The sequence below is a fragment of the Azospirillum sp. UENF 112521 genome (genome assembly GCF_058780665.1).
The window spans coordinates 1,616,505-1,642,787 of the sequence record NZ_JBSNCI010000002.1 but is presented as its reverse complement, the minus strand read 5'-3'; the positions used below and the strand labels follow the sequence as shown (position 1 = coordinate 1,642,787).

At 68.2% G+C, this 26,283-nt stretch carries 26 protein-coding genes; 18 read left to right on the top strand and 8 right to left on the bottom strand.

Features of this window, described 5'->3' with window-relative positions; translation table 11 throughout:
• Positions 1-155: 155 nt before the first annotated feature.
• Positions 156-1,931, top strand: coding sequence for a tetratricopeptide repeat protein (locus ACWPN8_RS10060; RefSeq protein ID WP_492240676.1), 1,776 nt, complete (start codon positions 156-158; stop codon positions 1,929-1,931).
• Here ACWPN8_RS10060 and ACWPN8_RS10055 read toward each other — a convergent pair.
• From ACWPN8_RS10055 to ACWPN8_RS10035, 5 genes are all read right to left on the bottom strand, one after another.
• On the bottom strand, positions 1,907-2,167 hold the full coding sequence (locus ACWPN8_RS10055) for a hypothetical protein (protein ID WP_098739639.1): 261 nt from the start codon (positions 2,165-2,167) through the stop codon (positions 1,907-1,909). The genes ACWPN8_RS10060 and ACWPN8_RS10055 overlap by 25 nt on opposite strands.
• Positions 2,168-2,298: 131 nt before the next feature.
• The gene (locus tag ACWPN8_RS10050; RefSeq protein WP_109452532.1) at positions 2,299-2,979 is read right to left on the bottom strand and encodes a carbonic anhydrase; all 681 of its coding nucleotides are present in this window, start codon (positions 2,977-2,979) and stop codon (positions 2,299-2,301) included.
• Positions 2,980-3,114: 135 nt separating this feature from the next.
• The gene (locus tag ACWPN8_RS10045; protein WP_492240675.1) at positions 3,115-3,696 is read right to left on the bottom strand and encodes a UbiX family flavin prenyltransferase; all 582 of its coding nucleotides are present in this window, start codon (positions 3,694-3,696) and stop codon (positions 3,115-3,117) included.
• A 64-nt stretch (positions 3,697-3,760) separates the two neighbouring features.
• Positions 3,761-4,375 (bottom strand): DUF1013 domain-containing protein, encoded by a 615-nt coding sequence (locus ACWPN8_RS10040; RefSeq protein ID WP_109452530.1) that lies wholly within the window; start codon positions 4,373-4,375, stop codon positions 3,761-3,763.
• Positions 4,376-4,660: 285 nt separating this feature from the next.
• Positions 4,661-5,677 (bottom strand): NAD(P)H-quinone oxidoreductase, encoded by a 1,017-nt coding sequence (locus ACWPN8_RS10035; RefSeq protein WP_109096814.1) that lies wholly within the window; start codon positions 5,675-5,677, stop codon positions 4,661-4,663.
• Between the two features lie 120 nt (positions 5,678-5,797).
• Between ACWPN8_RS10035 and ACWPN8_RS10030 the strand changes: the two genes are divergently transcribed.
• Positions 5,798-5,995, top strand: coding sequence for a DUF1192 family protein (locus ACWPN8_RS10030; protein WP_109096813.1), 198 nt, complete (start codon positions 5,798-5,800; stop codon positions 5,993-5,995).
• Between the two features lie 63 nt (positions 5,996-6,058).
• Here ACWPN8_RS10030 and ACWPN8_RS10025 read toward each other — a convergent pair whose 3' ends face one another.
• Positions 6,059-6,871, bottom strand: a complete 813-nt coding sequence (locus ACWPN8_RS10025) for a DUF2189 domain-containing protein (protein ID WP_109096812.1) — start codon at positions 6,869-6,871, stop codon at positions 6,059-6,061.
• Between the two features lie 177 nt (positions 6,872-7,048).
• Positions 7,049-7,231, bottom strand: coding sequence for a DUF4169 family protein (locus tag ACWPN8_RS10020; protein WP_109096811.1), 183 nt, complete (start codon positions 7,229-7,231; stop codon positions 7,049-7,051).
• 276 nt (positions 7,232-7,507) lie between these two features.
• Here ACWPN8_RS10020 and ACWPN8_RS10015 point away from each other — a divergent pair, with 276 nt between their 5' ends.
• The 10 genes from ACWPN8_RS10015 (at position 7,508) to ACWPN8_RS09970 (ending at position 17,485) form a co-directional block, all read left to right on the top strand.
• Complete coding sequence (locus ACWPN8_RS10015; RefSeq protein WP_492240674.1) at positions 7,508-10,786, top strand: AsmA family protein; 3,279 nt, start codon at positions 7,508-7,510, stop codon at positions 10,784-10,786.
• A 115-nt stretch (positions 10,787-10,901) separates the two neighbouring features.
• Positions 10,902-11,279: an accessory factor UbiK family protein gene (locus tag ACWPN8_RS10010; protein ID WP_492240673.1), complete on the top strand. Its 378-nt coding sequence runs from the start codon at positions 10,902-10,904 to the stop codon at positions 11,277-11,279.
• Positions 11,280-11,502: 223 nt separating this feature from the next.
• Positions 11,503-12,006, top strand: a complete 504-nt coding sequence (locus tag ACWPN8_RS10005; protein WP_098739647.1) for a type III secretion system chaperone family protein — start codon at positions 11,503-11,505, stop codon at positions 12,004-12,006.
• A 55-nt stretch (positions 12,007-12,061) separates the two neighbouring features.
• A complete protein-coding gene (gene proC / locus ACWPN8_RS10000; protein ID WP_492240672.1) occupies positions 12,062-12,886 on the top strand; it encodes a pyrroline-5-carboxylate reductase in 825 nt (274 codons plus the stop codon).
• A gap of 11 nt (positions 12,887-12,897) precedes the next feature.
• Positions 12,898-13,257, top strand: a complete 360-nt coding sequence (locus ACWPN8_RS09995; protein WP_492240671.1) for a YbaK/EbsC family protein — start codon at positions 12,898-12,900, stop codon at positions 13,255-13,257.
• Complete coding sequence (locus tag ACWPN8_RS09990) at positions 13,247-13,381, top strand: hypothetical protein (protein ID WP_492240670.1); 135 nt, start codon at positions 13,247-13,249, stop codon at positions 13,379-13,381. The genes ACWPN8_RS09995 and ACWPN8_RS09990 overlap by 11 nt, the downstream gene beginning before the upstream one ends.
• A 78-nt stretch (positions 13,382-13,459) precedes the next feature.
• On the top strand, positions 13,460-14,158 hold the full coding sequence (locus tag ACWPN8_RS09985; RefSeq protein WP_109096806.1) for a TetR family transcriptional regulator: 699 nt from the start codon (positions 13,460-13,462) through the stop codon (positions 14,156-14,158).
• A 173-nt stretch (positions 14,159-14,331) separates the two neighbouring features.
• Positions 14,332-14,766, top strand: coding sequence for a phasin family protein (locus ACWPN8_RS09980; RefSeq protein WP_109096805.1), 435 nt, complete (start codon positions 14,332-14,334; stop codon positions 14,764-14,766).
• Between the two features lie 184 nt (positions 14,767-14,950).
• Entirely contained in the window at positions 14,951-15,286 is a 336-nt protein-coding gene (locus ACWPN8_RS09975) for a tRNA-binding protein (protein ID WP_109452528.1), read from the top strand.
• Positions 15,287-15,538: 252 nt separating this feature from the next.
• Entirely contained in the window at positions 15,539-17,485 is a 1,947-nt protein-coding gene (locus ACWPN8_RS09970) for a methyl-accepting chemotaxis protein (RefSeq protein ID WP_492240669.1), read from the top strand.
• A 97-nt stretch (positions 17,486-17,582) separates the two neighbouring features.
• Here ACWPN8_RS09970 and ACWPN8_RS09965 read toward each other — a convergent pair whose 3' ends face one another.
• Positions 17,583-18,320 (bottom strand): response regulator transcription factor, encoded by a 738-nt coding sequence (locus ACWPN8_RS09965; protein WP_247872880.1) that lies wholly within the window; start codon positions 18,318-18,320, stop codon positions 17,583-17,585.
• Between the two features lie 951 nt (positions 18,321-19,271).
• Between ACWPN8_RS09965 and ACWPN8_RS09960 the strand changes: the two genes are divergently transcribed.
• The 6 genes from ACWPN8_RS09960 (at position 19,272) to ACWPN8_RS09935 (ending at position 26,275) form a co-directional block, all read left to right on the top strand.
• Positions 19,272-19,913, top strand: a complete 642-nt coding sequence (locus ACWPN8_RS09960) for a response regulator transcription factor (RefSeq protein ID WP_109096802.1) — start codon at positions 19,272-19,274, stop codon at positions 19,911-19,913.
• 312 nt (positions 19,914-20,225) lie between these two features.
• Complete coding sequence (locus ACWPN8_RS09955; RefSeq protein ID WP_492240668.1) at positions 20,226-20,870, top strand: tetratricopeptide repeat protein; 645 nt, start codon at positions 20,226-20,228, stop codon at positions 20,868-20,870.
• Positions 20,871-20,878: 8 nt separating this feature from the next.
• Positions 20,879-22,261, top strand: a complete 1,383-nt coding sequence (locus tag ACWPN8_RS09950; protein ID WP_492240667.1) for an outer membrane protein assembly factor BamB family protein — start codon at positions 20,879-20,881, stop codon at positions 22,259-22,261.
• A gap of 41 nt (positions 22,262-22,302) precedes the next feature.
• Positions 22,303-23,697, top strand: a complete 1,395-nt coding sequence (der, locus tag ACWPN8_RS09945) for a ribosome biogenesis GTPase Der (RefSeq protein ID WP_109096799.1) — start codon at positions 22,303-22,305, stop codon at positions 23,695-23,697.
• Between the two features lie 471 nt (positions 23,698-24,168).
• Positions 24,169-25,191: a Fe(3+) ABC transporter substrate-binding protein gene (locus ACWPN8_RS09940; RefSeq protein WP_492240666.1), complete on the top strand. Its 1,023-nt coding sequence runs from the start codon at positions 24,169-24,171 to the stop codon at positions 25,189-25,191.
• Position 25,192: 1 nt separating this feature from the next.
• On the top strand, positions 25,193-26,275 hold the full coding sequence (locus tag ACWPN8_RS09935; protein WP_492240665.1) for an ABC transporter ATP-binding protein: 1,083 nt from the start codon (positions 25,193-25,195) through the stop codon (positions 26,273-26,275).
• Positions 26,276-26,283 lie beyond the last annotated feature (8 nt).

Below are 26,283 nucleotides of genomic sequence, written 5' to 3'. Positions count from 1 at the left end.
AATAACGATGGGTCAGCATCATGACAATCCAGGGAAAAACCCAATTCTGTGACCGTTTGCGACGATTTCAGACGTAGGCCCGGCTGGACCGGCCGGGTGCCGGAAGGGCATGATCCGGATCCCGGTAGCAAGCCCGTCATCTTATAAGAGACCCGATGGTTACTTTGTCACAGGCTCTGCTGATCGCGCTGGACCACCATCAGGCGGGCCGCGTGGCGGAGGCGGAGGACATCTACCGCCGAATCCTCGGCGCCGACCCCGAATATGCCGACGCCATGCAGCTTCTGGGGGTGCTCGCCGCGCAGACTGGCCGTCAGGCGGCGGCGCACCGGTGCCTGCGCCTTGCCGTGGCGCTGCGTCCCGACGGGGCCGGCGGGCTGTCGAACCTCGCCGGAGTCGAGCAGTCCGCCGGCGCCCTCGACGCCGCCGTGCGGCACTATGGCCGGGCGCTGCGCCTGATGCCGGACCTCGCCGATGCCCATGCCAGCCGCGCCGGCGCGTTGCGCCGGCTGGGACAGGTGCCGGCCGCGCTGACGGCCGCCGGCCTTGCGCTGGCCCTGGCGCCCGATCATGCCGATGCGCTGGCGAACCGGGCCGCCGCCTTGCTGTCCTGCGGCGATGCAAGGGCGGCCGAACGCTGTGCCCGCCGCTCGTTGGGCCTGAACGCCCGGTCTGCTGTTGCACTTGCGACCCTTGCCGCCGCCCTGGCAGTCCAACGTCGGCGGATGGAGGCCGAGTCCGCCGCCCGTGACTCGCTGACCATTGACCGCACTGCCGCCGAGCCGTGGGAGGTGTTGGGCGCCGTCCTGGCCAAGCTCGCCCGCTTCCCGGAGTCGCTGGAGGCCTTCGCCGCGGCGGAGAGCCTGAGACCGGGCCCGTCGGTCCATGCGGCGCGGGGCATCGCCCTGGTCGCCATGGCCCGCCCGGCGCAGGCTGCCGTCGAGTTCGAGCGTGCGCTGGCCGACCGGCCGGAGGATGTCGGTCTGCACTGGAATCTCGGCTTCGCCCGGCTGATGGCCGGCGATTACCGGGGCGGCTGGCCAGAGTTCGACTGGCGCCGCCGTGACGCCCATGCCGATCCGCCCTGGCGGCCGTTCCCTCAGCCGCTGTGGCAGGGCGAGCCGCTGAACGGCCGCAGCATCCTGCTCTATGCCGAGCAGGGGCTGGGCGACACGCTGCAGTTCCTGCGCTATGTCCCGCTGGTGGCGGCCCGCGGCGGCCGGGTGGTGCTGGAGGTGCAGCGGCCGTTGATGCCCCTGATGGCCGGGCTTGAGGGGGCGGCGGAGATCATCGCGCGTGGCGATCCGCTGCCGCCTTTCGATCTCGAATCTCCGCTGATGAGCCTGCCGCGCGCCTTCGCCACCGATCTCGACAGCGTGCCCGCCGACACCCCCTACCTGCGCCCTGACCCGGCGCGGATCGCCCGTTGGCGGGAGCGGCTGGGGCGGCGGGACGGGCTGCGCGTCGGCGTCGTCTGGGCCGGCAACCCGCGCTTCCCCGGCGACGAGGAGCGCTCGCCGAGGCTCGCCGGACTGCGCGGCCTGTTCGATGTGCCGGGCTGCCGGTTCTATGGATTGCAGATGGGGCCGGGACGCGCCGGCCTTGCCGAGAGCGTCCTGCCGGACAGCTTCACCGATCTGGGGACCGCCATCTCGGACTTCGCCGACACCGCGGCGATCATGGCGAACCTGGATCTGGTGGTGTCGTCCTGCACCGGGCCGGCCCATCTCGCCGGCGCGCTGGGCGTGCCGCTGTGGGTGGCGCTGCCCTTCTCGGCGGACTGGCGCTGGCTGACCGGCCGTGACGACAGCCCCTGGTATCCGACAGCCCGCCTGTTCCGGCAGCCGGCGCCCGGCGACTGGCCTGCGGTCGCCAGGCGCATGGCCGCCGAGCTGGCGGCGCTGGCTCAGCGCTTCAGGCCGTTGCCGTAGCGGGAGCAGTCGTAATCGTCGGTCCCGGCCTCGGCGTGGCCGCCGTTGGAGGTGTTGTAGCGCGGGTCGTCGCAGCGGCCGTTGCGGGCGTAGGAGTCGGAATTTCCCGATCCGAACAGCCCGCCGCCGCCGCTGTTGCCGAACAGTCCACCGCCACTGTTGCTGCTGGTCTGGTTGCAGGCGGCGAGCGCCAGCGGCACGGCGGCGACGATCACGAAGCGGAGCGCGGTCTTCATGGCAGTCCCTTTCCCTTATGAGGATTGCGAAGGAGAGTTTTTCCTTCGCCCTCAACAGGGCAGGGGGCCAGCAAATCCCGTGCCGGCGCTCGGGTTAACGCTTCCTGGCCTGAAACGGCTCGCCGAGCCGCTCACTCGACCGGCTGGAACAGTCGGGTGACGGGATGGATCGCCCACATCTCGCCCGACTCGATGTCGAACCACCAGCCATGGATGTTCAGCGTGCCGGCCTCCACCCCTTCGCGCACGAAGGGGAAGGTCATCAGGTTCTCGACCGACGCGCGCACTGCGGCGCGTTCGATCACCGCCGGGGTGTTCTGCAGCTTCTCCGCATCGGCGCGCGCCTGTTCGGAGCCTTCCGGCCCGACATAGGGGTCGAGCGCGGAGCCGGCGATGGACACCCAGGGAGAGACGAAATCATCCTCCGCCTTCTGCCCGGCGCGCAGCCGGATCAGGCCCTGGATGCCGCCGCACTTGGCATGGCCCAGCACGATGATCTCCGACACCTTCAGCGCCTTGACCGCATATTCGATGGCGGCCGAGGTGCCGTGATAGGCGCCGTCGGGCTGGTAGGGCGGGACGAGGTTGGCGACGTTGCGCACGACGAACATCTCGCCGGGTTCGGCCATCGTCAGCAGCGCCGGGTCGACGCGGCTGTCGGAGCAACCGATCAGAAGGACCTCCGGGTGCTGCCCTTCGGTCGCCAGTTGCCGCATGCTGTCGGGGCGCCGCTCATAATAGCGGGCGCGGAATGCCTTGATGCCGGCCAGAAGCTGGCGGATGGGCTCGGACGGTTTGCTGCTGAAGGGCATAATGGGCTTTTCCCCTTTGGCGCCGGCCGGCGGCGATGCCGGTTCCGCGTCGTGGTGCATCGACAGCGGTATAACGGCATTGTGCCCGCGCTCCAAGCCACCTGTTGGGCGACCGCCGCGGGTCAGGTGTCTCAGCTATTCCTCGCCCCAGCGCCGCAGGTTGCCGGCGTCCAGCCCGAACAGGTCGAGCACCCGGCCAACGGAATGGTCGACCAGATCGTCGATGCCCTGCGGCTTGGCGTAGAAGGCCGGGACAGGTGGCGCGATCACCGCCCCCATTTCGGCCAGCGCGGTCATGGTGCGCAGGTGACCGAGATGCAGCGGCGTCTCCCGAACCATCAGCACCAGCCGGCGCCGTTCCTTCAGCGCCACATCCGCCGCCCGCGTCAGCAGGGTGGAGGTGACGCCGCTGGCGATCTCGCTCATCGTCCGGACGGAGCAGGGGGCGACCACCATGCCCAGCGTGCGGAAGCTGCCGCTGGACACGGCCGCGCCGATGTCGGCGGCGGCATAGCTGACATCGGCCAGCGCCCGCAGCTCGGCCACCTTCATGGCGGTTTCGTGCGCCAGCGTGACCTCGGCCGACCGGCTGACCACCAGATGCGATTCGACGCCGATCCGCCGCAGCGTCTGCAGCATGCGGATGCCGTAGATCACTCCCGACGCGCCGCTGATGCCGACGACGAGCCGGGGCGGCGGGATGGTGGGATCGGTCATGGCCGGATTCCAAGCTCTCTTCAAGCGGTATTCCCTCTCCCGCCCGGGGAGAGGGACACCCCCCTCAGTGCGCGTCTTCCTGTTCGGAATAGCGGTCGTCCTCGCGACCTTCGCCGTAGAAGTCCTCGGCGGCATCCTCCGGCGCGCGCGGCACGCCGCCGCGGCGGATCGCCAGGGCCAGCGCCTCTTCCAGCTCGCGCTGGGAGCAGAGGCCCAGCATCACCGGGCCGCGCGGCTTGATGTTGGCGACGTTCCAGTGGGTGCGGTCGCGCACCGCGGCGATGGTCGGCTTGGTGGTGCCGATCAGGCGGCAAACCTGGGCATCCGACAGCTCCGGATGGTGCTTCAGAAGCCAGGCGATGGCGTCGGGCTTGTCGCCGCGCTTGGTGATCGGGGTGTAGCGCGGACCCTTGGAGCGGGAGGCGACCTGCGGCAGGTCGGCGACCAGAAGCTTCAGGCGCAGATCCTGATTCTTCTCGCAGCGCTCGATCTCCTGCTTGGTCAGCTGGCCGTTGGCGATGGGGTCCAGCCCCACCATGCCGACCGCGACCTCGCCGTCGGCGATGGCCTGGACTTCCAGCGAATGCATGCCGCAGAAGGCGGCGATCTGCTCGAAGGACAAGGACGTGTTCTCGACCAGCCAGACGGCTGTCGCTTTCGGCATCAAGGGCAGAGCCATCATCCCTCCTGACAAACTTCTTTACCGGCCGCACCCGCTGGCGGGTGGTGCGGCCGGCCGTTCTAACTGGTTATGCGGCGCGGGGGCGGCTTCGCGACCCGGCTTCGCGACTCCGGGGGCGGCCGCCCCATTCTCGTCACCACGATATAGGGCGAATACCGGTCCGCGTAAGCATGCTTGCGCAGGCGCACCGGGAAATCCCGGCCGCCCGCTCGCCTCTGCTAACCTGTCTTGGCAGCGGATGGCAAGCCCGACGGCGCCGCAGCGGCGAAGAAAAGCGCAAAATCAGGCGGCGTCCGGTCCCACCGTCAGCACGATCTTGCCGATATGCGCGCTGCTTTCCATCAGCCGGTGCGCCTCGTCCGCCTGGTCCAGCGGGAATGTGGCGTGGATCTGCGGCTTGATGCCGCCGGTCTCCAGCAGCGGCCAGACATGCTCGCGGAGCGCCGTGGCGATGCGGCCCTTCTCCGCCACCGGGCGGGCGCGCAGCGTCGATCCGGTCAGCGTCAGCCGCTTGGTCATCACCGGCGCCATGTTCAGCGACACCTTCGCCCCCTGCAGGAAGGCGATGGAAACGTGACGGCCGTCCACCGCCATGATGTCGATGTCGCGGGCGATGTAGTCGCCGCCGACCATGTCCAGAACGACATCGACGCCGCGACCGCCGGTCGCTTCGCGGATGACCGCGACGAAATCCTCGGTCTTGTAGTTGATGGCGCGGTCGGCCCCCAACTCCTCGCAGGCGCGGCACTTGTCGTCGCTGCCGGCGGTGGTGAACACCGTCGCGCCGAAGGCTTTGGCCAGCTGGATGGCGGTCGTGCCGATGCCGCTCGATCCACCATGGATCAGCAGGGTCTCGCCACGCTTCAGGGCACCGCGCTCGAACACGTTGGTCCAGACGGTGAAGAAGGTTTCAGGGACTGCCGCCGCCTCGACCATCGACAGCGGGCTTGGGACGGGCAGGGCCTGCACCGCCGGCACCACGCAATATTCGGCATAGCCGCCGCCGGCAACCAGCGCGCAGACCCTGTCGCCGCTGGCCCAGCTCTCCACCCCGTCGCCGATGGCGATCACCGTGCCGGACAGTTCCAGCCCCGGCAGGTCGGATGCACCCGGCGGCGGGTCGTAGCGGCCCTGGCGCTGCAGCGTGTCTGGGCGGTTCACGCCGGCTGCGGCGACTTCCACCAGGATTTCGCCGGGGCCGGGCACCGGGGCGGGCCGGCGGGCGGGGCGCAGAACCTCCGGCCCGCCGGGCTGGGTGATCTCGACGCAGCGCATGCTGTCGGGCAAGCTTAGACCCATGGCGGTCGTCCCTTCCGTTTTTGTCTGTTTGGCAATGTCAGGCCCGAAAGGTAGATTTGCGCAACCGGCCTGACAAGCCGGACCAAGAGCTGAGAACACGGCAGGGGGAGGGGCCCGATCATGGCCATCGACGAGCGTTTCGAGGATCTGGAGCCGCGCAAGGCCAAGCCGGCACCCAAGGACCTGACCGTGATGGGCGTGGCCGAGATCGAGGCCTACATCGCCGCGCTGGAAGCGGAAATCACCCGGGCCCGCGCGGCCATCGCCGCCAAGCAGGCGCAGAAATCCGCGGCCGAGGCCTTCTTCAAGAAGGGGTGAAAAAAGCCCCTCTCCCGCCGGGGGAGAGGGGCTTTGCCTGCTTGCGGAGAGGGTTGCCCCACTTTACCGCCCGATGCCGACCAGATCGCGGTAGCAATGCCAGGAGGCATGCCCGACGACCGGCAGGGCGATGGCCAGCCCGAGGAAGCCGGTGACCATCCCGGCGCTCATGAACAAGGCGATCAGGAAGCCCCAGGCGATCATCGCTTTGGCGTTGGCACGCACCACCGCGATGCTGGTTGCCATGGCGGTGAAGACGTCGGTCTCGCGGTCCAGCAGCATCGGCACCGACACTACGGCGATGGAGAACACCGCCGTCGCGATGATCCCGCCGAACACTGTTCCGGTCAGCAGGAAGGGGATGGTCTCCGCCGAGAAGAAGATGCGGTCGACCAGCTGGTCCAGCGCCGGCGGTTCGCCGGAGAAGAACAGGGCGAAGATCAGGAAGGCGACACGGATCCAGGCCAGCAGCGCCAGCATCAGCACCATGCCGATCCCGGCGATCTGGACCCCGTTGCGGCGATAGGCGGCGACAACCTTGCCGAAGGTCGGCCGTTCCCCCAGTTCCAGCAGGCGGCTGGTCTCATAGAGCCCGACGGCGAACAGCGGCCCGACCAGCATGAAGCCCGCCGCCATCGGCAGCAGCAGATATTCCATGTCCAGCGTCGCCAGCCCGACCACCAGCACCAGGCTGGAGATCACCGCCAGAGCGCCGTAGGCGAAGCTGATGCCGGGGGCGGCCATCATGTCCTGCCAAGCCGACGCCAGCCAGACCCAGGGCCGGTCCATCTCGACCGAGCGGATCGCCGGCAGCCAGTTGGGGGTTTGCGTCTGAGGCGTCTGCACCGAACCGCGAAAAGACGTCATGTCGACCATGAAGACGGCCCTCCCCATCACCCTAGGAAAGCGCCCGCCGGCGCCCATGACCGGCACTGTCACACAGCCGCCCTGATAGTCGCAATAGGGAACTATCGGCATATCCAATAGTAACAAAAAAGCGGAGGTTATTCCCACTCCCCAGCTTGGTCTTTACCGCGCTTTCGGCTTATGCGGTCAGTCCTCCCCATCCAGCTTATGCCCATCCAAAGCCTGAGTGCGTCGCTCGGCATCCTTGCGGTCGCGCTCCTTCTCCGCCTTGGTGCGGCCGAATCGGGCCCGATTCGCCTCCGCTTCCCTGGTGCGTTCCGCCTTGTCGCGGGTCTTGCGGAAACGGTTGAGGTTGACCACGTCGCCCATGGCACGGTCTCCGGTGGCTGTTTTCAGGGGGTTCGGCGCCGCACGGCCGATTCCGGCGGGCGGCGGGACGAAAAAACTTTGCGAAAAATCCGGGCAGATCCCGACTTGGCCGTGGGATTGCCCAAATTGCTTGTTTCTTCTGCGGGCGCTAGCTTACCGAAGGATGGCGCGCACCGGAAGCGGACGGTGCGGTGGGTGGGGGAACTGGTCTTTGTATAGACGTGGCAAAGGGGCGCGGCCGACGACAGGGCCGGTCGCAGGGAAGGCGGAAACCCGGTGAAGAAGATCCTGATCGCTGCACTGGCCGGACTGGCGGTTACGGCCGGTCTGCTGCTGGCGGCGCCGAGCCTCATCGACTGGAACGCCTACAAGGGCATCATCGCCGAACGGGTGTCGCAGGCGACCGGCCGGCAGGTGGAGTTGCGGGGCGACGTCGGCTTCACCCTGCTGCCGTCGCCGGCGCTGACGGTGCGCGACGCCCGGCTCGCCAACGCCGCCGGCGCCGCCGAACCTGACATGGTGCGCCTGAAGAAGCTCGACGCCCGGGTGGCGCTCGGCCCGCTGCTGGGCGGCCGCATCCAGGTCGAAAGCATCGCTTTGGTCGAACCTATCTTCGTGGTCGAGGTGCTGAAGGACGGCCGCATCAACTGGGACCTGTCCACCGCCGGTACCCGCGGCGGCGACGGGCTGGGGGCGGCCGAGGGGCTGGTCTCCGCCGTCAGCTTCGATCAGGTGCTGATCGACAACGGCACGATCATCTACCGTGACGACCGCAACGGCCGGACCGAGACGGTGGCGGGCCTCAGCGCCCGCATCGCCGCCGGCAGCCTGAACGGCCCTTTCCAGATTCAGGGCGATTTTCGCCTGCGCGGCCTGCCCCTGCATGGCGAGGCGACCGCCGGCCGCTTCACCGAAGGAGCGGCGGTGCCGGTGCGCGCCACCCTGTCGATGCCGCACACCGACGCCACCCTGCGCTTCGCCGGCATTCTGACCGGCGGCGGCAACAGCGGGGGCAGTGGCGGAGGCGGGTCGAAGGTCCAGGGCGATCTGCGCGCCGAGGGCAGCGACTTCGCCAAGCTGATCGACTCCCAGAAATCCTCCTGGGCTCCGGCGGCGCTGGCCCAGCCCTTCAGCCTGCGCTCGACGGTGGAAGCGGGGACCAGCCTCGCCACCTTCTCCGGGCTGGAAGCGCAGCTTGGCGACACGCGCGCCACCGGCAACGCAACGCTCCGCGCCGGCGATCCAGCCAAGCGCGAGGAGCCGCGCACCGAACTGACCCTCGCCGTCAACCGCCTCGACCTCGATGCCTGGCTGGCCCAGGGCGCGCGCAACGGCGGCAAAACCGCCTCCACCCCATCCGCCGCGTCCGGCACCGCGAACTCGTCCGGCGCCGCCAAGGCACCGGCCCTGTCCGTCGTGCTGCCGGCCGGGGTGGAGGCCAAGCTGGACGTCGCCGTCGATGCCATCGCCTACAACCGCGGCGTGGTGCGCCAGGGCCGGATCGAGGCCAGCCTGTCCGGTGGCCGGCTGAACATCGACCGGATCAGCGCGCTGCTGCCCGGCGGCTCCGACTTCGTCGCGGCGGGAGAGGTGACGACGCCGGGGGGGCAGCCGACGCTGGACGTGCGGATGGAGGCGAACGCCGACAACCTGCGCGCCCTGCTGGACTGGGCGAAGCTCGACCTGCATGGCGTTCCGGCCGACCGGCTGCGCCGCGCCTCGCTGTCGGGCCGTCTCCAGGGCCATGCCGACCGCTTCGAGCTGTCGGGCCTCGATTTCCGCTTCGACAGCAGCCGCCTCAGCGGTGCCATCGCCTATGTCGACCGCGGCCGTCCCGCCTTCGGCGCCCGGCTGGAACTCGACCGCCTCAATCTGGACGGCTACCTGCCGGCCGATCCCGCGACCGCCCAGGCGCCCTCGCTGGCGCCCTCCCAGACCGCTGCCCAGCCGACCAATCGCGCCGTCGGCCCGCGCAATGGGAGCGCAAACGGCTCTGCCGGTTCCGCCCAGACGCCGCAGCGCATGATCGGCATTGCCGACGCCAACCTCGACCTGCGGGTCGGGCAGCTGACGGTGGGCGGACTGCCGGTGCAGGGGCTGCGCCTCGACGCCACGGTCGCCTCCGGCGCCCTGACGGTGCGCGAGGCCAAGGTGGACGACATCGCCGGTCTCCAGGCCCGCATCGACGGCCAGGTCGCCAGCCTGATCCCGTTGCGCGGCGTGAACCTCGCCCTGACGGCCGACGCCAAGTCGCTGGGCGGCCTGCCCAGCGCCGTGTCCTGGCCGCGCGGCCTGCCGGTGCCGGAGCGGCTGGGCGCCGTCAGCGCCAAGGCGCGGCTGGCCGGCGACGGCGAGCGGCTGGCGGTGGAGGCCTCGGCCGGCATGCTCGGCGGCACGCTGGAGGCCGGCGGCGTTCTGCTCGGGCTGGACCGCACGCCCAGCGCCGACCTCAAGCTCCGCCTCACCCATCCGGAGATGGGGCGGATCGCCGCCCTGTTCACTGACACCGGGCTGGCCCGTGCCTATGGCCCGCTCGATCTTTACGGCGAGTTGTCGGGTTCGGCGGCGTCTCCTGCCCTGAACAACCTCCAGGGGCTGGTCGCCGGCGTGCCCCTGCGCGGCAAGCTGGTGCTGGACCACAAGGCTGAACGCCCTGCCTTCCAGGCCGACATCCAGACCGGCGACCTCGACCTCGACCGGCTGCGCAACGCCCCGCTGGTCGGCGACGGTGCCGGGCGTCCCGCCAACGCCGCTGCCGATCCCGCCGCAACGCCGGCAGACCCGCTGTCCAACCTCGCCTGGATGCAGTCGCTGGACGGCCGCCTCGGCTTGACCTCCACCTCCCTGACGGTGGGCGGGCAGCGCATCGCCCAGCCGGCGCTGCGGGCAACCCTGTCCAAGGGCGTCGCGACCCTGGAACAGCTGGACGGCGAGTGGCAGGGCGGCCAGATCGGTCTCAGCGGCCGTCTCGCCACCGCGGCCGGGCAGGCGCCCAAGCTCGACGCCGATCTCACCGTCATCAAGGCCGACACGGGCAATGCGCTGTCCGGCCTTTCCGGGCTCGGCCTCAGTGGCGGCACCGTCGACCTCGACGTGACCCTGTCGGGCAGCGGCCATGGCGACGCGCTGCTGCGCAGCCTGACCGGCCGCGGCCGGGCGGTGGCGTCGGGTGGCGTGCTGCGCGGCGTCGACCTTGCGGCGTTGCGCAGCCGCCTTGCCGGGGTGGAACGCACGCAGGAGGTGCTGACCGCGGTCGCCGGTGCGCTCCAGGGTGGGGAAACGAAGCTCGACCGGCTCGACGCCCGTTTCGCCATCGACAACGGGGTGATCCGCACCGAGGACGCCCGTCTGACCACCGCGCCGGCCGACGGCACGCTGGCCGGCACCGTCTCGCTGGCCGAGGAGCAGGTGGATCTGGGTTTAACCCTGAAGGTAAAGACGGACGGCGACCTGCCGCCGCTCACCCTGCGCATGACCGGCCCCTGGGCTGCCCCGACCCAGACCCTGGACCTGAAGGCGCTGCGCGACCGCTTCAACGCGGCGCCTGCGAAATGACGGCCGGCGCGAGTAATGCCCCAGCGAAATTGACGGCCTGCCCACACGGCCAAGGGCGTTGAAGTCGCCGCGTGCGGCGTCCATAATGAACGAACGGTAACCGGAAGTCAGAGCGATGCAGGTGGACAACAGGATTTTGGACGATCTCGCCCGTGTGGCGGGTGGCGCGCTCGGCGCCTTTTCGTCCTTGCGCGAAGAGGCCGAAGGCCAGCTCCGTGCCCAGCTCGAACGTATTCTGTCGCGGATGGACGTCGTCAGCCGCGAGGAATACGAGGCTGTCCGCGCCATGGCCGCCAAGGCCCGCGAGGAGCAGGAGGTGATGGCCGAGCGGCTGGCCGCCCTTGAGGCGACCGTAGCATCGCTGAGCGCCGCGAAGGCACCGCTGCCGGTCGCCGTCGAGGCCGCCGGTGTCCCTGCCGTGGTCGAGGCCGATCCGGCCGGTGTCACGCCGGAAGAGGGCAAGCCCGGCAGCAAGGCCACCCCGGCCGCCTGAGCGTCGCCGCCGCCGTCCGCATACCCGACGCCCCCTCCCGTCGTCCCTGTCCGCGCCGCGTCCCGCGGCCGGATGGGTGTGCGCCGGCGCCAGTCTCGCCCTCGATTCAGCCCGTTTTTTCATCATCTTGGGGTATTGGCCCGGACCGCGCGCTATCGTCGGCGCGTCTCTTCGGTCCGGGTGAACGGTACCGCCCATAGCGCCTTCACAGGAGGACGCGGACATGTCGGCAGTCGCCGTAGAGACCACCACTTCCGCCCACAATCCGCTCGACGTGGTCGAGGAAATCGTCACTGCCAACGAATGGCCCTTCGACCGCGCCACCGACGACGAGCTGGTCGTCGAGATCGGCGGGCGCTGGTGCGATTACCGGCTCTATTTCGTCTGGCAGCCGGACGTTGCCGCGATGCAGTTCTCCTGCCAGTTCGACATGAAGGTCCAGGCCGCCCGCCGCACCGCCGTCGCCGAGCTACTGGCCGAGGTCAACGGCCGCATGTGGCTGGGCCATTTCGACGTCTGCTCGGAGGAGCATACGCCGATGTTCCGCCAGACCATGCTGCTGCGCGGGGCGCGCGGCGCTGCGGTGGAGCAGCTGGAGGATCTGGTGGAGATCGCCCTGTCGGAATGCGAGCGCTTCTATCCCGCCTTCCAGTTCGTGATCTGGGGCGGAAAGTCGGCGTCGGAGGCGGTGTCCGCCGCCATTCTCGACACCATGGGCGAAGCGTGACAAGACAAGAAGCCTGGGCGGGAAAGCCCTGGCGAACCGGAGAGGGGCAGGGGTCATGACGGCGGAATCGGGTGCGTCGCTGCTGTTGGTCGGCTGCGGGAAGATGGGTGGGGCGATGCTGGACGGCTGGCTCGCCGCCGGGATCGCGTCGCGCGTCGTGGTGGTCGACCGCGCCGGCCTGCCGCAATCGGTGGCGGGCGACACCCGTGTCACCCTGGCATCCGCCGCTGACGCCTTGCCGGACGGCTTCATTCCCGATGTGGTCGTCCTGGCGGTGAAGCCGCAGGTGATGGAGGATGCGCTGCCGTCCTACCGCGCCCTGGTCGGCCCCGGCACGGTCTTCCTGTCGGTCGCCGCCGGCAAGACCATCGCATATTTCGAACGGCTGCTGGGGGAGGAGGCGGTCGTCGTCCGCTCCATGCCCAACACGCCGGCCGCCATCGGCCGCGGCATGACCGTCGCCGTCGCCAATGCCCGGGTCAGTACCGGCCAGCGCGCCCTGTCCGACCGCCTGCTGCGGGCCGTCGGCGATGTCGCCTGGGTGGAGGACGAGGGGCTGCTGGATCCCGTCACCGCCGTGTCGGGCAGCGGCCCGGCCTATGTCTTCTTCCTAGTCGAGGCGATGGCCAAGGCCGGCGAGGCCGCCGGACTGCCGGCCGATCTGGCGATGCGGCTGGCCCGCGCCACCGTGTCGGGTGCCGGCGCCCTGCTCGACGCCTCGCCGCAGCAGGAGGCCGCCGATCTGCGCAAGGCGGTGACCAGCCCGAACGGCACCACACAGGCCGCGTTGGAGGTGCTGATGGCGCCGGAGGGCGTGCAGCCGGTGATGACCGCCGCCATCGCTGCCGCCGCCCGGCGGTCGCGCGAACTGGCCGGTTGAGAGGCGCGGCCATGACGGCGCTCAGCCCGTCCGCCGCCCGCGTCCAGGCCCTGCTCGACAGCATCGGCCTCGGCCATCGCGTGGTCGAGCATGAAGGCAGCACCCGCACGTCGGAGGATGCCGCCAACGCCGTCGGCTGCACGGTGGCGCAGATCGCCAAATCGCTGATCTTCCGCACGAAGGAGACCGGTCGCCCGGTTCTGATCGTCGCCAGCGGCGCCAACCGGGTGGACGAGAAGGCGGTCGGCCGGCTGATCGGCGAGAAGATCGAGCGTGCCGATCCGGAGTTCGTCCGCGAGTTCGACCGGCTTCGCCATCGGCGGCGTTCCGCCCATCGGCCATGCCGTGCCGCCGCTGGTGATGATCGATGACGACCTGCTGCGGCTGGAAATCATCTGGGCAGCAGCCGGTACGCCCAATGCAGTTTTCCGCCTGACCCCCGCCGATCTGGTCAGCATGACCGGTGGCCGGGTGGAAGCTGTCCGCAAGGCATGATTGAACGGTTGGACGGGTGACGTTCGCCCGTCCACGCACCACCTTATAAGGCAATCCCTGTCGCCTGGAGGTGGTGCCATGTCCGACATGTCGTCCGACAAGCCTGAAGACAACAGCTTCCGCTCCGATCCAACAGTCGATCTGGCGGACTCCGATGCGCTCGACCGCTCTGTTGCGGCGGCGGCGATGGGGCTGGCGGCCGAGAAGGGCTGGCGGCGCGTCGGCCTGCTGGAGGTCGCGCATACCGCCGGCATCCCGCTGTCCCGATTCCATCATCGCTATCGTGGGCGCTCCGACGTGCTGGCGGCGGTATCGCGCGTCGCCGACGCCACCGTTCTGGCCGGCGACACTCCCGTCGATCCGACCGAATCGGCCCGCGACCGCTTGTTCGACGTGATGATGCGCCGCTTCGACGCGCTTCGTCCGTACCGTGAGGGTTTGCGGTCCGTCGTGCGCGACCTGCCGGCCGATCCGGCGGCGGCACTTGCCTTCACCTGCACCTTCGGCCGCTCCATGGCCTGGATGCTGCGTGCGGCGGGGATCGATCCCGACCGGCGTGGCGGGGCGGCACTCGTGGCCGGCCTCGGCACCGTCCATGCCCGCGTCATGCGGGTGTTTCTCGACGACGACACCGCCGACCTCTCGCGCACCATGGCGGCGCTGGACAACGCCCTGCGCGGGGCGGAACGCTGGGGCGCGACCTTCTGCCGCTGGACCAAGCGGCCCGGGCCGCTCGGCAAGCAAGCGGGAACAGAGTCTATGGCATCAGGCATTTAGCAACGGTGCGGCGATCCGAGGCGGGGAGTTTTTCCCGCCAAGGTTATGCTGCGGCGCAAAAAAGCGGATTGACTAACTTTTCGGCACTCTGCATAGTCTGCTTCTGTAATGTTGCGACGCAACATGCCCGTATTCAGATGCGGGCAGCAAACACCGATGCTGGGATGAGAAACATGGCCAAGATCAGCGGTAACCCCTTCCTCGAATTCGATCCGTCCAAGCTGATGGGCGACCTGAAGGTTCCGGGTGTGGACGTCGAGTCCATCATCGCCAGCCAGCGTCGCAACATCGAGGCGGTTACCGCCGCCAACCAGCTCGCCTTCGAAGGCTTCCAGGCCATCGTCCGCCGTCAGGCCGAGGTTCTGCGCACCGTCGCCGAGGACGTGAACCGCGCCGTCGGCGAGCTGACGGCTGCCGGTACCCCGGAAGAGAAGGCCGCCAAGCAGGCCGATCTGGTGAAGGCCGCTTTCGAGAAGTCTCTGTCGAACATTCGCGAGCTGAGCGAGATGATCGCCAAGTCGAACACCGAAGCCGCTGAGATCCTGACCAAGCGCGTCTCGGACAGCCTGGACGAGGTCAAGGCCGCCATCGCCAAGGCGAAGGCCTGATCCTTTCCGGTCAGCCGGATTTCCACGAAGAGGGGTCGCCATCGGCGGCCCCTTTTTCGTTCGCGGCGTAAGTCTCGGTCGGCCTCCGCTTTGGTTTGATGGAGGCCGCGTGCGCTTGCCCATTCCGATGCCGGCCCTGGCGCGCTACCCTGGCGCGGATTGCCAGAACCGCATCGGACCCGTCATGACCATCAGCTACGACGATTTCGCCAAGGTCGACATCCGCGTCGGCACCGTCCGCGCCGTCGAAGCCTTTCCTGAGGCGCGCAAGCCGGCCTACAAGCTGACCATCGATTTCGGCGGCGAGATCGGCACCAAGCGCAGTTCGGCCCAGATCACCAGCCACTATCAAGCCAATGCCCTGGTCGGCCGGCAGGTGCTGGCCGTGGTGAACTTTCCGCCCAAACGCATCGGCCCCTTCACCAGCGAAGTGCTGTGCCTCGGCCTGCCCGATGCCGAGGGTGCAGTGGTTCTGGTCGGCCCGGATCACGCGGTGCCGGACGGAGCCCGGCTGTTCTGAAACCGGTTAAGTCATTTTTGCAAAGCATGTGGGTTAGAAAGAACCGAACGGCGGCGGCTCGCAGATATATGACATAATCGTGACAGGCGAAGTGCTGCATTTGATTTAAATCATATGACGCCAATCCAATTCCGGATGACATGCTGCACGTGACTGTGAACCAGCATTTGCAACATGATCATCCGGTGGTTGGTAATGATGAACGTCATGCGCTCCTTCGTCGGCCGGCTTTCGATTTCCACGAAAGTCACCGTGTTGAATCTTGTCGGCATGCTGGTCCTCAGCACTGCGATCCTGTTCGCCATCGGACAGGTGATCGTCCGCGATCTGGAACGGCAGGCGATCGAGATGCAGCGTCTCAGCATGGACATCGCCTGGTCGTCGTTGCAGGAGCGCGGCGGCCGATTCTCCGTCGCGGACGGGAAGCTGCTGCTGGACGGTGTCGTGATGAACGACAACAATCTGGTGGTCGACAAAATCAAGCGCATCACCGGCGGCACCGCCACGCTGTTCCTGGGCGACCGCCGGATTGCCACCAACGTCACCGCCGCCGATGGCAGCCGTGCCGTCGGCACGACGCTGGCGCAGGGGCCGGCCTACGATTCGGTGCTGCGCCGGGGGACCCCTTTCCGCGGCATGGTCGAGATCCTGGGCGAGCCCTACTATGCCGCCTATGATCCGATCAAGGATGCGTCCGGCAACCCGGTCGGCATCCTCTATGTCGGCATCAAGAAGGCGGAGGTTTTCAAGACCTTTGACGACAGCATGCGCTTCGCCACCATGCTTGTGGTGATGTGCGCCGTCGTGCTGGCTGTTCCGGGCTATCTGGTGTCGCGCCGACTGCTGCGTCCGCTGGGCCAGCTCAGCCATGTGATGACCGCCCTGTCGTCGGGCGACCTGACCGCCACGGTGGCGGGCGCCGACCGGCTGGACGAGATCGGTGCCATGTCGCGCTCGGTCCTGGTCTTCCGTGACGGCATGGCCGAGGCCGAGCGCCTGCGCGCCGAACAGGAGCGCCAGCGCGTCGAAGGGGAGGCACAGAAGCGCAGGGCCCTGCAGTCGATGGCCGATACGGTGGAGTCGGAAAGCCGCCATGCGGTGGAGCGGGTCGCCGCCCGCACCCAGGAGATGGACCACAATGCCGGCGCCATGGCGAAGTCGGCCGGGCTGGTCGGCGCCAACGCCCAGAACGTCGCCGCCGCCGCGGCCCAGGCGCTCAGCAACGCCCAGGCGGTGTCGTCGGCCGCCGAGCAGCTTTCCGCCTCCATCGAGGAGATCGGCACCCAGGTCGGCCATGCGGCCGGGGTCACCCGCGCCGCCGTCGCCGCCAGCGACCGGACCGAGGCCACCATCGAGTCGCTGTCTTCGGCCGTCGGCCGCATCGGTGATGTGGCCGAACTGATCCAGGGCATCGCCGCCCAGACCAACCTGCTGGCGCTGAACGCCACCATCGAGGCGGCGCGGGCAGGGGAGGCGGGCAAGGGCTTCGCCGTCGTGGCGGGAGAGGTAAAGAATCTCGCCAACCAGACCTCTCGGTCGACCGAGGAGATCTCGCGCCTGATCGCCGAGATCCAGTCGGTCACTGCCCGCAGCGTTGAGGAGGTGCGCGACATCAGCCGCACCATCGGCGAGATCGACGCCATTTCCGGCACGGTCGCCGCCGCGGTGGAGCAGCAGGCGTCCGCCACTCAGGAGATTTCGCGCAACGTCGCCCAGACCGCCGGTGCCGCAACCGATGTGTCGACCCGCATCGACGAGGTGTCGCGCGAGGCCAAGGTGACGGAGGAGCGGGCCGACGTGCTGCGCGCCGGCGCGTCGGAGGTGACCCACAGCATCGACGAGCTGATGCATGTGCTGGTCCGCGCCGTGCGCACGGCGACCGACGATGTCGATCGCCGCAGCCTGCCGCGCTACCGCGTCGAGGCGCCCTGCACCGTGGAGGCGCCGGAGGGCCGTTTGACCGTCAGGCTGCTGGACATCTCCCGCCATGGTGCTGCGCTTGCCGAGGCCGATGCGGTCGGCACACGCGGCACCCTACTATTCGACAGCCTGGGCGTGGCCTTGCCCTTCGAGGCTTTCAACCGTGAGGAGGGGGTGGTGCGCATCCGCTTCCGGCTGTCGGAGATCGACCGGCAGGCCTTCGATGCCCGCTTCGACCGCTTCGAAGGGGCGATGGCCGGGCGCCGCCTGACGGCCTGATGCCGGCTGTCCGGATGGGTCGCGCCCGGGGAGCGGTGACGGACCGCGCGGATCCCTGACGGCACCGGCGCGGTTCCGATCTCAGTTTCGGGGGCAGTCAGGCCCCGGCCCGGCGGACGGCGGCGTGGACGTGCGGCGGGGTCATGCCGGTCCGCGCCTGCTCGAGGGCGGCTTGCTGACGGGCGGCGAAGACGCCCGCCTCCGTGCGGTTGCGGAAATGCAGCTTGGACAGCACGCTGCGCACCATCGACTTGATGACCGCTTCCGAAAGGTCCAGCGCGTTGGCGATGGTCCGGTTGTTCATGCCCTCGCCCAGCAGGCGCAGAGTCTCGAATTCCGGATCGGACAGGCGCGGCAGTAGCGTCAGCCGGATCTCGTCCACGCCCAGGCGCGACAGGAACTGCTTGGGCATCAGGCAATGGCCTTCCAGCCCGAGGTCCAGCAATTCGTTGATGCGGTCGACGTTGAGATCCTCGAACACCCAGGCGTCGGCGAAGGCCAGGATATGGGCGGCGTCCAGCAGCTCGCGGGAAGACAGCACGACGACGATCCGTGAGCGGCGCGACAGCCGCAGATAGACCATCGGTTCATTCTCGCGCAGCGCCGTGAACTGCTGCAACCCGATCAGGATCGCATCCGGCGTCAGTGCGCTCTGGGTCAGCTCCCCGATGTCGTGCAGGACCGTGACGCGATGGCGGCCGCCCCGGTCGAGCTGCTGGACCACGTTCTCGGTCAGCGCGTTGTTGTCGAGGATCAGGCAGACATGCATGGGAGTCACCGCGTTGCGGGTCTGGTGAGATGCTTTCTCATGGGCGTACTCATGGTGTGTGTGCATGGGTCAGCTCTGTCTGGAGGAGGCATCCACGGCCGGCCCGGCTCAGGGCATTGCCGCCTGCGTCTAAGGGTTGATGAGGAACCGGCCGGTTGGCCCAGGCACGTCATGGATTGGGTCACGTCGTTGGGGAATATTGCAGGGATGAAAGTATTTGCGTGCGGACTGCACACTCCCTCCTTGTCGGGGTTCGGGAAGTCCTGTTCGCACCGCGTGATTTAGAAATGATTGGTGCTCTTCGTAAATCAGGCGATGGATGATCAGCCAAGATCGCTTCCCGTCTCCTTGTTGGTCGTCTCAGGTTTCGAAACGGTAACACCTATGGAATGATGTGTGCTGGCCGGGTCACACGGGAATGCGCGTTGGTACAGGCATCCTTCAGGACTATCCTTTCGGTTTCGCAACCGCTTTTTCCTCCTCTATTGCGTGCTCGAATTGGGATTAGCCGCATCCCTGCCACACGAACGCCGCAAAGATGGCAAGGTTCCAGATAAATTCCCGTCGATAATGGAGAGAGCGGGTCTCTGTTTGAATGAACCCGTCCGGATCGAATGAATCCAATGGATGTGCGCGATAACTCTATTCGCAGACGCAATAGACTCTATGACCTTAGGCAGAGCCGTTTCTTGTGGGTCGCATGACGAACGGTGCCTCGAAGGAAGGTGGCGGCTTCGAATGACCTATGGCCCTTGTCGGGATACAGCGCCCCTTCCGATCGTGGTATCAGATACTCAACACAGAGAAGAACAGCCCCACAACGGCAGACAGCCTTCCGGCCGATGCCCGAAGGGGATGCAGCAAAAATCGGCCACCAAGCCGTGCAGGCGGAATGAAATCGGTTACCCGGGTGCCGCGGGGGCGCACCGGGCCGAGATTGACAACAAGCCCTGACGGGCGGTCGTCCGCAAAGCGGACGGCACCGGCAAGGGCCGGCGAGCGAGGATGACGGGGACCATGAAGATTCTGATCGGGGACGACCATCTGCTGTTCCGCGAAGGCCTGCGGCGTCTGTTGGAACAACTGCAGGGCGATGCCAGCTTCGTGGAAGCCGGCACCTTCGACGAGGTTCTGCAGCAGTGCCGCACCAGCGGCACCTTCGACATCATCCTGATGGATCTGCATATGCCGAACTGGCCGGGCTTCGACGGCCTGCGCGAGATCCAGGCTCTGCAGCCGGGTGTGCCGGTGGTTGTGATCTCCGCGTCGGAAGCGCTGGGCGACATCCGCGGCGCGCTCGACCATGGCGCGACCGGCTACATCCCGAAGTCGAGCAGCGTGAAGGTCATGATGGGTGCCCTGAACCTCGTGTTCTCGGGCGGCATCTACCTGCCGCCTGGCGCCTTGACCGCCAGCATGGACGCCGCCCCGCGCCGCCGGACCGTCGACATGTCCGACCGCAACGCCGGCTACGGCCTGACCCAGCGCCAGCGCGAAGTGCTGGAATGCCTGCGCCTCGGCAAGTCGAACAAGCAGATCGCCTATGAGCTGGGCCTGTCGGAAGGCACGGTGAAGATCCACGTCACCGCCATCTTCAAGTCGCTGGGCGTCAAGAACCGCACCCAGGCCGTCATCGCCGCCGCCGCCATGTCGGCGTAAGCCGTCAAGATCAGGTCGGCGTAGGCCGCACCGAAGCGTTCCAATGGGAATCGACCGGTCCGGGGCACGTCCGGATCGTGGGACTGGGCTGCGGGGCATCGCCTTCGCGGCCCATTTTCTTTTGCCTGCGACCTCATCCCCGGCCCGCGAGACAGCCTGCCTCTTGACCGGGCGGGTTGCCCGATGCTATCCGCCCCTCTTGATCTCGTGGAATCGTCCGTCCGGCTTGCCGTCCGGCAGGGTTCCGCCTGACCCGCGCCGCCATCCGGGCCGTGCGCGAAGCCGCCACCGCAAGGACGCCACCGCAGCGCCATGAGCGATATTTTCCGCGAAGTCGACGAGGATCTGCGCCGGGACCGCGCGGAGCACCTGTTCAAAAAGTATGGCGGCGCCATGATCGCCGCGGCCGTCCTGGTCGTCGCCGGCACCGGCGGCTACAGCTTCTGGCGCCATTGGCAGGCACAGAAGAAGCAGGAGCAGACCGCCGCCCTCGTCACCGCCATCTCGCAGAGCGGCCAGGGGCCGGAGAAGGGTATCGACGCGCTTGCCGCGTTCGCCGGTTCCGCCGATCCCAGCCTCGCCGCCATCGCCCAGTTCAACGCCGCGGCGCTGATGATCCGTCAGGGCAAGGGCGCCGATGCCGCGACCGTCTATGACGGCATCGCCGGCAACGCCTCCGTGCCTGCCCAGTACCGCGACCTCGCCACCCTGATGGGGGTGATGCAGCGTGCCGACAGCGGCGACCCGGCGCAGCTGACCGCGAAGCTGCAGCCGCTGACCGCCGACACCAGCCCCTGGCGCTTCTCGGCGCGCGAGCTGACGGCGATGCTGGCCGCCCGTGCCGGCGACACCGAGAAGGCGCGCACGCTCTACAAGCAACTGGCGGATGACCAGCAGGCCCCGTCGGGCGTGCGCGGCCGCGCCGCCGATCTCGCCTCCCTCTACGGCAAGGGCTGACCCGCGCCATGAAGACCAAGACCGAGAAGACCAAGACCGAGAAGACCGCGATGGCCGGTTCGATCCGCCGCGCCGCGCTGCTCTCGGCATCGCTGCTGACCGTCCTGCTCGCCGGCTGCGATACCATCGACAGCTGGATGGGCAAAACGCCCGATCCTCCCCTGCCGGGCAAGCGGGTCGCCGTGCTCCAGCGCGAGCGGAAGGTGGAACCGGACGCTCAGCTCGCCGCCACCGCCGTCACCGTGCCGCCGCCGGTCGCCAATGCGGCCTGGGCGCAGCCGGGCGGCACATCGGACCATGTGCTGGGCAATCTCGCCTTGTCGGCCAGCCCGTCCGACGCCTGGCGCGCCGATATCGGCGCCGGGTCCAGCAGCTCGCGCGCTCTGCTCGGCACGCCGGTGATCGCCGACGGCCGCATCTTCGCGATGGATGCCGATTCGCACGTCACCGCGCTGAACGAGCGCAGCGGCCAGTCGCTGTGGCGCTTCGACACCCGTCCGGAGAACGAGCGCGGCGGTGCCACCGGCGGCGGCGTCGCCTATGCCGACGGCCGCGTCTACGCCGCCACCGGCTTCGCCGAGGTGCTGGCCTTCGACGCCGGCAGCGGCAAGGTGCTGTGGCGCAAGCGCATCGCCGGCCCGGTCCGCGGTGCGCCGACGGTTGCTGGCGGCCGTGTACTTGTCATCACGCTGGACAACCAAACCATCGCGCTGTCCACCGATGATGGTGCGGTGCAGTGGTCGCAGCAGGGCATCCTGGAGACCGCCGGCCTGCTCGGCGCCGCCAGCCCGGCCGCGACCGGCACACTGGTCGTCTCCCCCTATTCCTCGGGCGAGCTGTTCGGCCTGCGTCCGGAAAACGGCCGTGTCGCCTGGCAGGACAGCCTCGCCAACATCCGCCGCACCGGTGCGCTGAGCAATCTGGCCGACATCCGCGGCCTGCCAGTGGTCGACCGCGGCGCCGTCTATGCCATCGGCCATTCCGGCCGCATGGTCGCCATCGACGAGCGCATCGGCGCCCGCATCTGGGAAACGGAGATCGGCGGCGTCCGAACCCCCTGGCTGGCCGGCGATTACCTGTTCACCGTCACCAACGACCAGGAAGTTGTCGCTGTGGCCCGCCAGAACGGCAAGGTCCGTTGGGTGGCGCCGCTCGCCCGCTTCAAGGATCCGGAGGACAGGTCCGGTCCGATCGTCTGGTCCGGCCCGGTGATGGCGGGCGGCCGCCTGTGGGTCGCCGGTTCCAACGGCCAGCTGCTCGGCCTGTCGCCGTCCGACGGCAAGGTCGAGGTGACCCGTTCGCTGCCCACCGGTTCCTACTTGTCTCCGGTCGTTGCCAACAACACTCTCTATGTGCTGTGCGACAACGGAACGCTCGTCGCGTTCCGCTGATCGCGGATTTCCTCCGTCTGTTGTGAAAGGCCTTTGGCCCCATGTCGTTCACCGTGGTCCTCGTCGGTCGGCCGAATGTCGGCAAATCGACCCTCTTCAACCGTCTGGCCGGCAAGAAGCTGGCCCTGGTGGACGATACGCCGGGCGTCACCCGTGACTGGCGCTCGGCCCCGGCCCATGTCGGCGGCTTGTCCTTCACGGTGGTCGATACCGCCGGTCTGGAGGATGTGACCGACGACAGCCTGGAGGCGCGTATGCGCCGCCAGACCGAGCAGGCCCTGGCCCGTGCCGATGTCGCGCTGTTCATCATCGACGCCCGCGCCGGCATCACCCCGCTGGACCGCCATTTCGCCAAGCTGCTGCGCCGGGGCAAGACCCCGGTGCTGCTGGTCGCCAACAAGACCGAGGGCAAGGCCAGCCAGCCCGGCATGTTCGAATCCTACGAACTCGGCCTGGGCGATCCGATCCCGCTGTCCGCCGAGCATGGCGAGGGCATGGCCGATCTGGTCGAGGCCCTGCTGCCCTACGCTCCGCCGGAGGAGTCCGACGAGGCCGAGGATGCCGATGACGGCTTCGACCCCTCCATCCCCATCGGCGACCAGCCCGAGCCGGAGGAGGATCGCAGCAAGCCGATCCAGATCGCCATCGTCGGCCGTCCGAACGTCGGCAAGTCGACGCTTCTGAACAGCCTGCTCGGCGAGGAACGCGTGCTGACCGGTCCCGAAGCCGGCATGACCCGCGACGCCATCGCCGTCGACTGGGAGTGGCGCGACCGGCGCTTCAAGCTGGTCGATACCGCCGGCATGCGCCGCCGCGCCCGCGTCGACGAGAAGGTGGAAAAGCTGGCGGTCGCCGACAGCCTGCGCGTCATCCGCATGGCGAATGTCGTGGTGCTGGTCGTCGATGCCGCCGCCATCCTCGACAAGCAGGACCTGACCATCGCCCGGCTGGTGATCTCCGAGGGCCGCGCCCTGGTGATCGCCGTCAACAAGTGGGATGCGGTCGAGGACCGCGCCATGGCGCTGCGTCAGGTCGAGGACAAGCTTGAGGCAGCGCTCGGCTACATCAAGGGCGTGAAGGTCGTCACCATCTCGGCGCTGAAGGGCCACAAGCTCGACACGCTGCTGGACGGTGTGCTGGAGACCTATACGGTCTGGAACCGCCGCATTCCGACCGCCCAGCTGAACCGCTGGATCGAGGGCGTTCTGGACCACCATCCGCCGCCCCTGGTGGAAGGCCGCCGGGTGAAGATCCGTTACGTCACCCAGGTGAAGACGCGTCCGCCGACCTTCGCACTCTTCGTCAACAAGCCGCTGGACCTGCCGGAAAGCTACCAGCGTTACCTGACGACGCATCTGCGCGAGAGCTTCGACATGCCCGGTGTGCCGGTGCGCCTGCTGCTGCGCAAGGGCAAGAATCCGTACGCGGACGATTGATCCCGATGTTCCCTTTTTCCCGATGGGAAGAGGGCTACGACCAGCACTGGTAAAGTTGTGGAGCGCGATCTGATACGGTCACGCTCCACACAAAGTGTCGCGATGACCTGCGTCCGCCTGTAGGGCGGCATTACATGGTGTCGATGGGAAGCGTCCCCGTTGATTGGGCAGGCGCTGGTATCCGCCCAGTCCCGGCTACCCAAAGGCGATTGTCCGCCGGCCTGCTCCTGAAATTTGGACGCCGCCGCCTCAATCGCCCGATCCAACCCCTTCATTGCGGTCGCCAGGCCGTCCGGGCCTCGCCATCGATCATCGCTACAATTGATTTGATAGCGGCCCTCAGTGATGGGGGGGCCGGCATCGCGCCATGCGATTGCCCGTCCCCAGGATAAATCCCGTCTCGACAGCGAAGCCTGCAACTGATATCCATTCTCATGAAATTGAGAGCCATTCGCAGTCCGGGAGTGATGGATGTTCATCGATAAGATCGCTGGGGTCGCTTTTGCCGTCGGTGCCTTGACCGCCTTTTCCGTGCAAGCGCAGGAAGTCAATGTCTACAATTCCCGACATTACAATACCGACCGCGCGATCTATGAAACCTTCACCAAGTCGACCGGCATCAAGGTCAACATTATTGAAGGCAACCACGACGAACTGATCCAGCGCATGAAGTCGGAAGGCGCCAGCAGCCCGGCCGATCTGTTCATCACCGTCGATGCCGGCCGTCTGGCCGCTGCCGCCAAGGAAGGGCTGCTCGGCTCCGTCACCTCGCCTCAGCTCGATGCGATCAAGGTCCCGGCCAACCTGCGCGACCCGAACGGCGCCTGGTGGGGCCTGTCCAGCCGCGCCCGCATCGTCGTCTATGCCCGTGACCGGGTGAAGCCGGAGCAGATCAAGGACTACGAGGATCTCGCCAAGCCGGAATGGAAGCACCGCGTGCTGACCCGCAGCGGCACCCATCCCTACAGCCTGGCCCTGACCGCCTCGATGATCGAAGCGCTGGGCGAGGAGAAGACGGAGGAGTGGGTGAAGGGCCTCGTCGCCAACCTCGCCCGCCCGCCGCAGGGCGGCGACACCGACCAGATCAAGGCGGTCGCGGTCGGCGAAGGCGATCTCGCCATCGCCAACACCTATTATGTCGGCAAGATGATCACCTCGGCCAAGCAGGAGGACCGTGAGGTCGCGTCCAAGATCGGCGTGATCTTCCCCAACCAGGGCAACCGCGGCACCCATGTGAACCTCAGCGGCGCCGGCGTGGTGAAGACCTCCAAGAACCAGGAGAACGCCCGCAAGCTGCTGGAATATCTGCTGAGCCCGGAGGCCCAGCGCCAGTTCGCCGACGGCAACATGGAATATCCGGTCAACCCGGCGGTTCAGCCGCATCCGGAACTGGTGAAACTCGGCAGCTTCAAGGCGGCTGAGGTGAACGCCGCCTCCTTCGCCGCCCACACGCCGCAGGCGCTGCGCATCATGGACCGTGCCGGCTGGAAGTAAGATGACAGAAGCCCTTTCCCCGTCCGCCCTGTCCCCCTCGGTCGTCCTCTCCGGCATCACCCACCGTTACGGTCGCGCCGACAGCGGCGTGACGGCGGTCGACGGCGTCTCGCTGTCGGTCGCCCCGCGCGAGGTGGTGTGCATCGTCGGCCCGTCCGGTTGCGGCAAGTCGACCTTGCTGCGCCTGATCAGTGGGCTCGAGGCGGTTCAGAAGGGCGAGATCGCGGTGGACGGGCAGGTGCTCGCCACCGCGGGCCGGTCGCTGCCGCCGGAAAAGCGGCCGGTCGGCATGATGTTCCAGGACTTCGCGCTGTTCCCGCACCTGACGGTGGCGGGCAACATCGCCTTCGGCCAGACCGACCGGCCGCGCGCCGAACGGCGCCGCCGGGTGGACGAGTTGCTGGAGACCATGGCGCTGACCCGCTATGCCGACGCCTACCCGCACACCCTGTCGGGCGGCCAGCAGCAGCGGGTCGCGCTGGCCCGCGCCATGGCGCGCGACCCCAAGGTCCTGCTGCTGGACGAGCCGTTCTCCGCACTGGACGAGCAGCTTCGCCGGTCGGTGCGGGAGGAGGTGGTGCGGATCATCCGCGCCAGCGGCATCGCCACCGTCGTCGTCACCCACGACCCGGAAGAGGCGATGGAGATGGGCAACCGCGTCGTGGTGATGGAGGCCGGGCGCATCGTCCAGGCCGACACGCCGGTGACCCTCTATCAGCGCCCGGCCAACAGCTTCGTCGCCCGCCTGTTCGGCGAAGTGAACCGTTTCGAAGCGACGGTGCGCGACGGGCAGATCGTCACACCGCTCGGCCGGATCATGGCCCCCGGCCTGCCCGGTGGAACGAAGGTCGAGGTCGCCTGCCGGGTCGAGGATCTGGAACTGCTTCCACCGGGCACCCGGCCCGACGCCGTTCCGGTGCGGGTGCGCCATTCCAGCTTCCTCGGGCCGGCGACGCGGGTGTGCCTGGATCTGGCCGGATCGGAGATCCATGCGCGCCTGCCCGGCCATGTCGACGTGCGGGCCGGCGAGGAATTGTCCGCCGCGATGGCCGCCGAGCGGGCGATGGTGTTTCCGGCAGGGTAACGGGGATG

What these genes read in the sequence shown, in the direction of transcription:
- ACWPN8_RS09950 (WP_492240667.1), top strand. Translation starts at nt 20,879, where the DNA reads ATGAAGACCAAGACCGAGAAGACCAAGACCGAGAAGACCGCGATGGCC.
- ACWPN8_RS10050 (WP_109452532.1), bottom strand. Translation starts at nt 2,979, where the DNA reads ATGCCCTTCAGCAGCAAACCGTCCGAGCCCATCCGCCAGCTTCTGGCC.
- ACWPN8_RS10005 (WP_098739647.1), top strand. Translation starts at nt 11,503, where the DNA reads ATGTCGGCAGTCGCCGTAGAGACCACCACTTCCGCCCACAATCCGCTC.
- ACWPN8_RS09960 (WP_109096802.1), top strand. Translation starts at nt 19,272, where the DNA reads ATGAAGATTCTGATCGGGGACGACCATCTGCTGTTCCGCGAAGGCCTG.
- proC (WP_492240672.1), top strand. Translation starts at nt 12,062, where the DNA reads ATGACGGCGGAATCGGGTGCGTCGCTGCTGTTGGTCGGCTGCGGGAAG.
- ACWPN8_RS10020 (WP_109096811.1), bottom strand. Translation starts at nt 7,231, where the DNA reads ATGGGCGACGTGGTCAACCTCAACCGTTTCCGCAAGACCCGCGACAAG.
- ACWPN8_RS10040 (WP_109452530.1), bottom strand. Translation starts at nt 4,375, where the DNA reads ATGGCTCTGCCCTTGATGCCGAAAGCGACAGCCGTCTGGCTGGTCGAG.
- ACWPN8_RS09965 (WP_247872880.1), bottom strand. Translation starts at nt 18,320, where the DNA reads ATGCACACACACCATGAGTACGCCCATGAGAAAGCATCTCACCAGACC.
- ACWPN8_RS09975 (WP_109452528.1), top strand. Translation starts at nt 14,951, where the DNA reads ATGACCATCAGCTACGACGATTTCGCCAAGGTCGACATCCGCGTCGGC.
- ACWPN8_RS10035 (WP_109096814.1), bottom strand. Translation starts at nt 5,677, where the DNA reads ATGGGTCTAAGCTTGCCCGACAGCATGCGCTGCGTCGAGATCACCCAG.
- ACWPN8_RS10045 (WP_492240675.1), bottom strand. Translation starts at nt 3,696, where the DNA reads ATGACCGATCCCACCATCCCGCCGCCCCGGCTCGTCGTCGGCATCAGC.
- ACWPN8_RS10025 (WP_109096812.1), bottom strand. Translation starts at nt 6,871, where the DNA reads ATGGTCGACATGACGTCTTTTCGCGGTTCGGTGCAGACGCCTCAGACG.
- der (WP_109096799.1), top strand. Translation starts at nt 22,303, where the DNA reads ATGTCGTTCACCGTGGTCCTCGTCGGTCGGCCGAATGTCGGCAAATCG.
- ACWPN8_RS10060 (WP_492240676.1), top strand. Translation starts at nt 156, where the DNA reads ATGGTTACTTTGTCACAGGCTCTGCTGATCGCGCTGGACCACCATCAG.
- ACWPN8_RS10010 (WP_492240673.1), top strand. Translation starts at nt 10,902, where the DNA reads ATGCAGGTGGACAACAGGATTTTGGACGATCTCGCCCGTGTGGCGGGT.
- ACWPN8_RS09985 (WP_109096806.1), top strand. Translation starts at nt 13,460, where the DNA reads ATGTCCGACATGTCGTCCGACAAGCCTGAAGACAACAGCTTCCGCTCC.
- ACWPN8_RS09995 (WP_492240671.1), top strand. Translation starts at nt 12,898, where the DNA reads ATGACGGCGCTCAGCCCGTCCGCCGCCCGCGTCCAGGCCCTGCTCGAC.
- ACWPN8_RS10055 (WP_098739639.1), bottom strand. Translation starts at nt 2,167, where the DNA reads ATGAAGACCGCGCTCCGCTTCGTGATCGTCGCCGCCGTGCCGCTGGCG.
- ACWPN8_RS09935 (WP_492240665.1), top strand. Translation starts at nt 25,193, where the DNA reads ATGACAGAAGCCCTTTCCCCGTCCGCCCTGTCCCCCTCGGTCGTCCTC.
- ACWPN8_RS09980 (WP_109096805.1), top strand. Translation starts at nt 14,332, where the DNA reads ATGGCCAAGATCAGCGGTAACCCCTTCCTCGAATTCGATCCGTCCAAG.
- ACWPN8_RS10030 (WP_109096813.1), top strand. Translation starts at nt 5,798, where the DNA reads ATGGCCATCGACGAGCGTTTCGAGGATCTGGAGCCGCGCAAGGCCAAG.
- ACWPN8_RS09955 (WP_492240668.1), top strand. Translation starts at nt 20,226, where the DNA reads ATGAGCGATATTTTCCGCGAAGTCGACGAGGATCTGCGCCGGGACCGC.
- ACWPN8_RS09990 (WP_492240670.1), top strand. Translation starts at nt 13,247, where the DNA reads ATGATCGATGACGACCTGCTGCGGCTGGAAATCATCTGGGCAGCAGCC.
- ACWPN8_RS09940 (WP_492240666.1), top strand. Translation starts at nt 24,169, where the DNA reads ATGTTCATCGATAAGATCGCTGGGGTCGCTTTTGCCGTCGGTGCCTTG.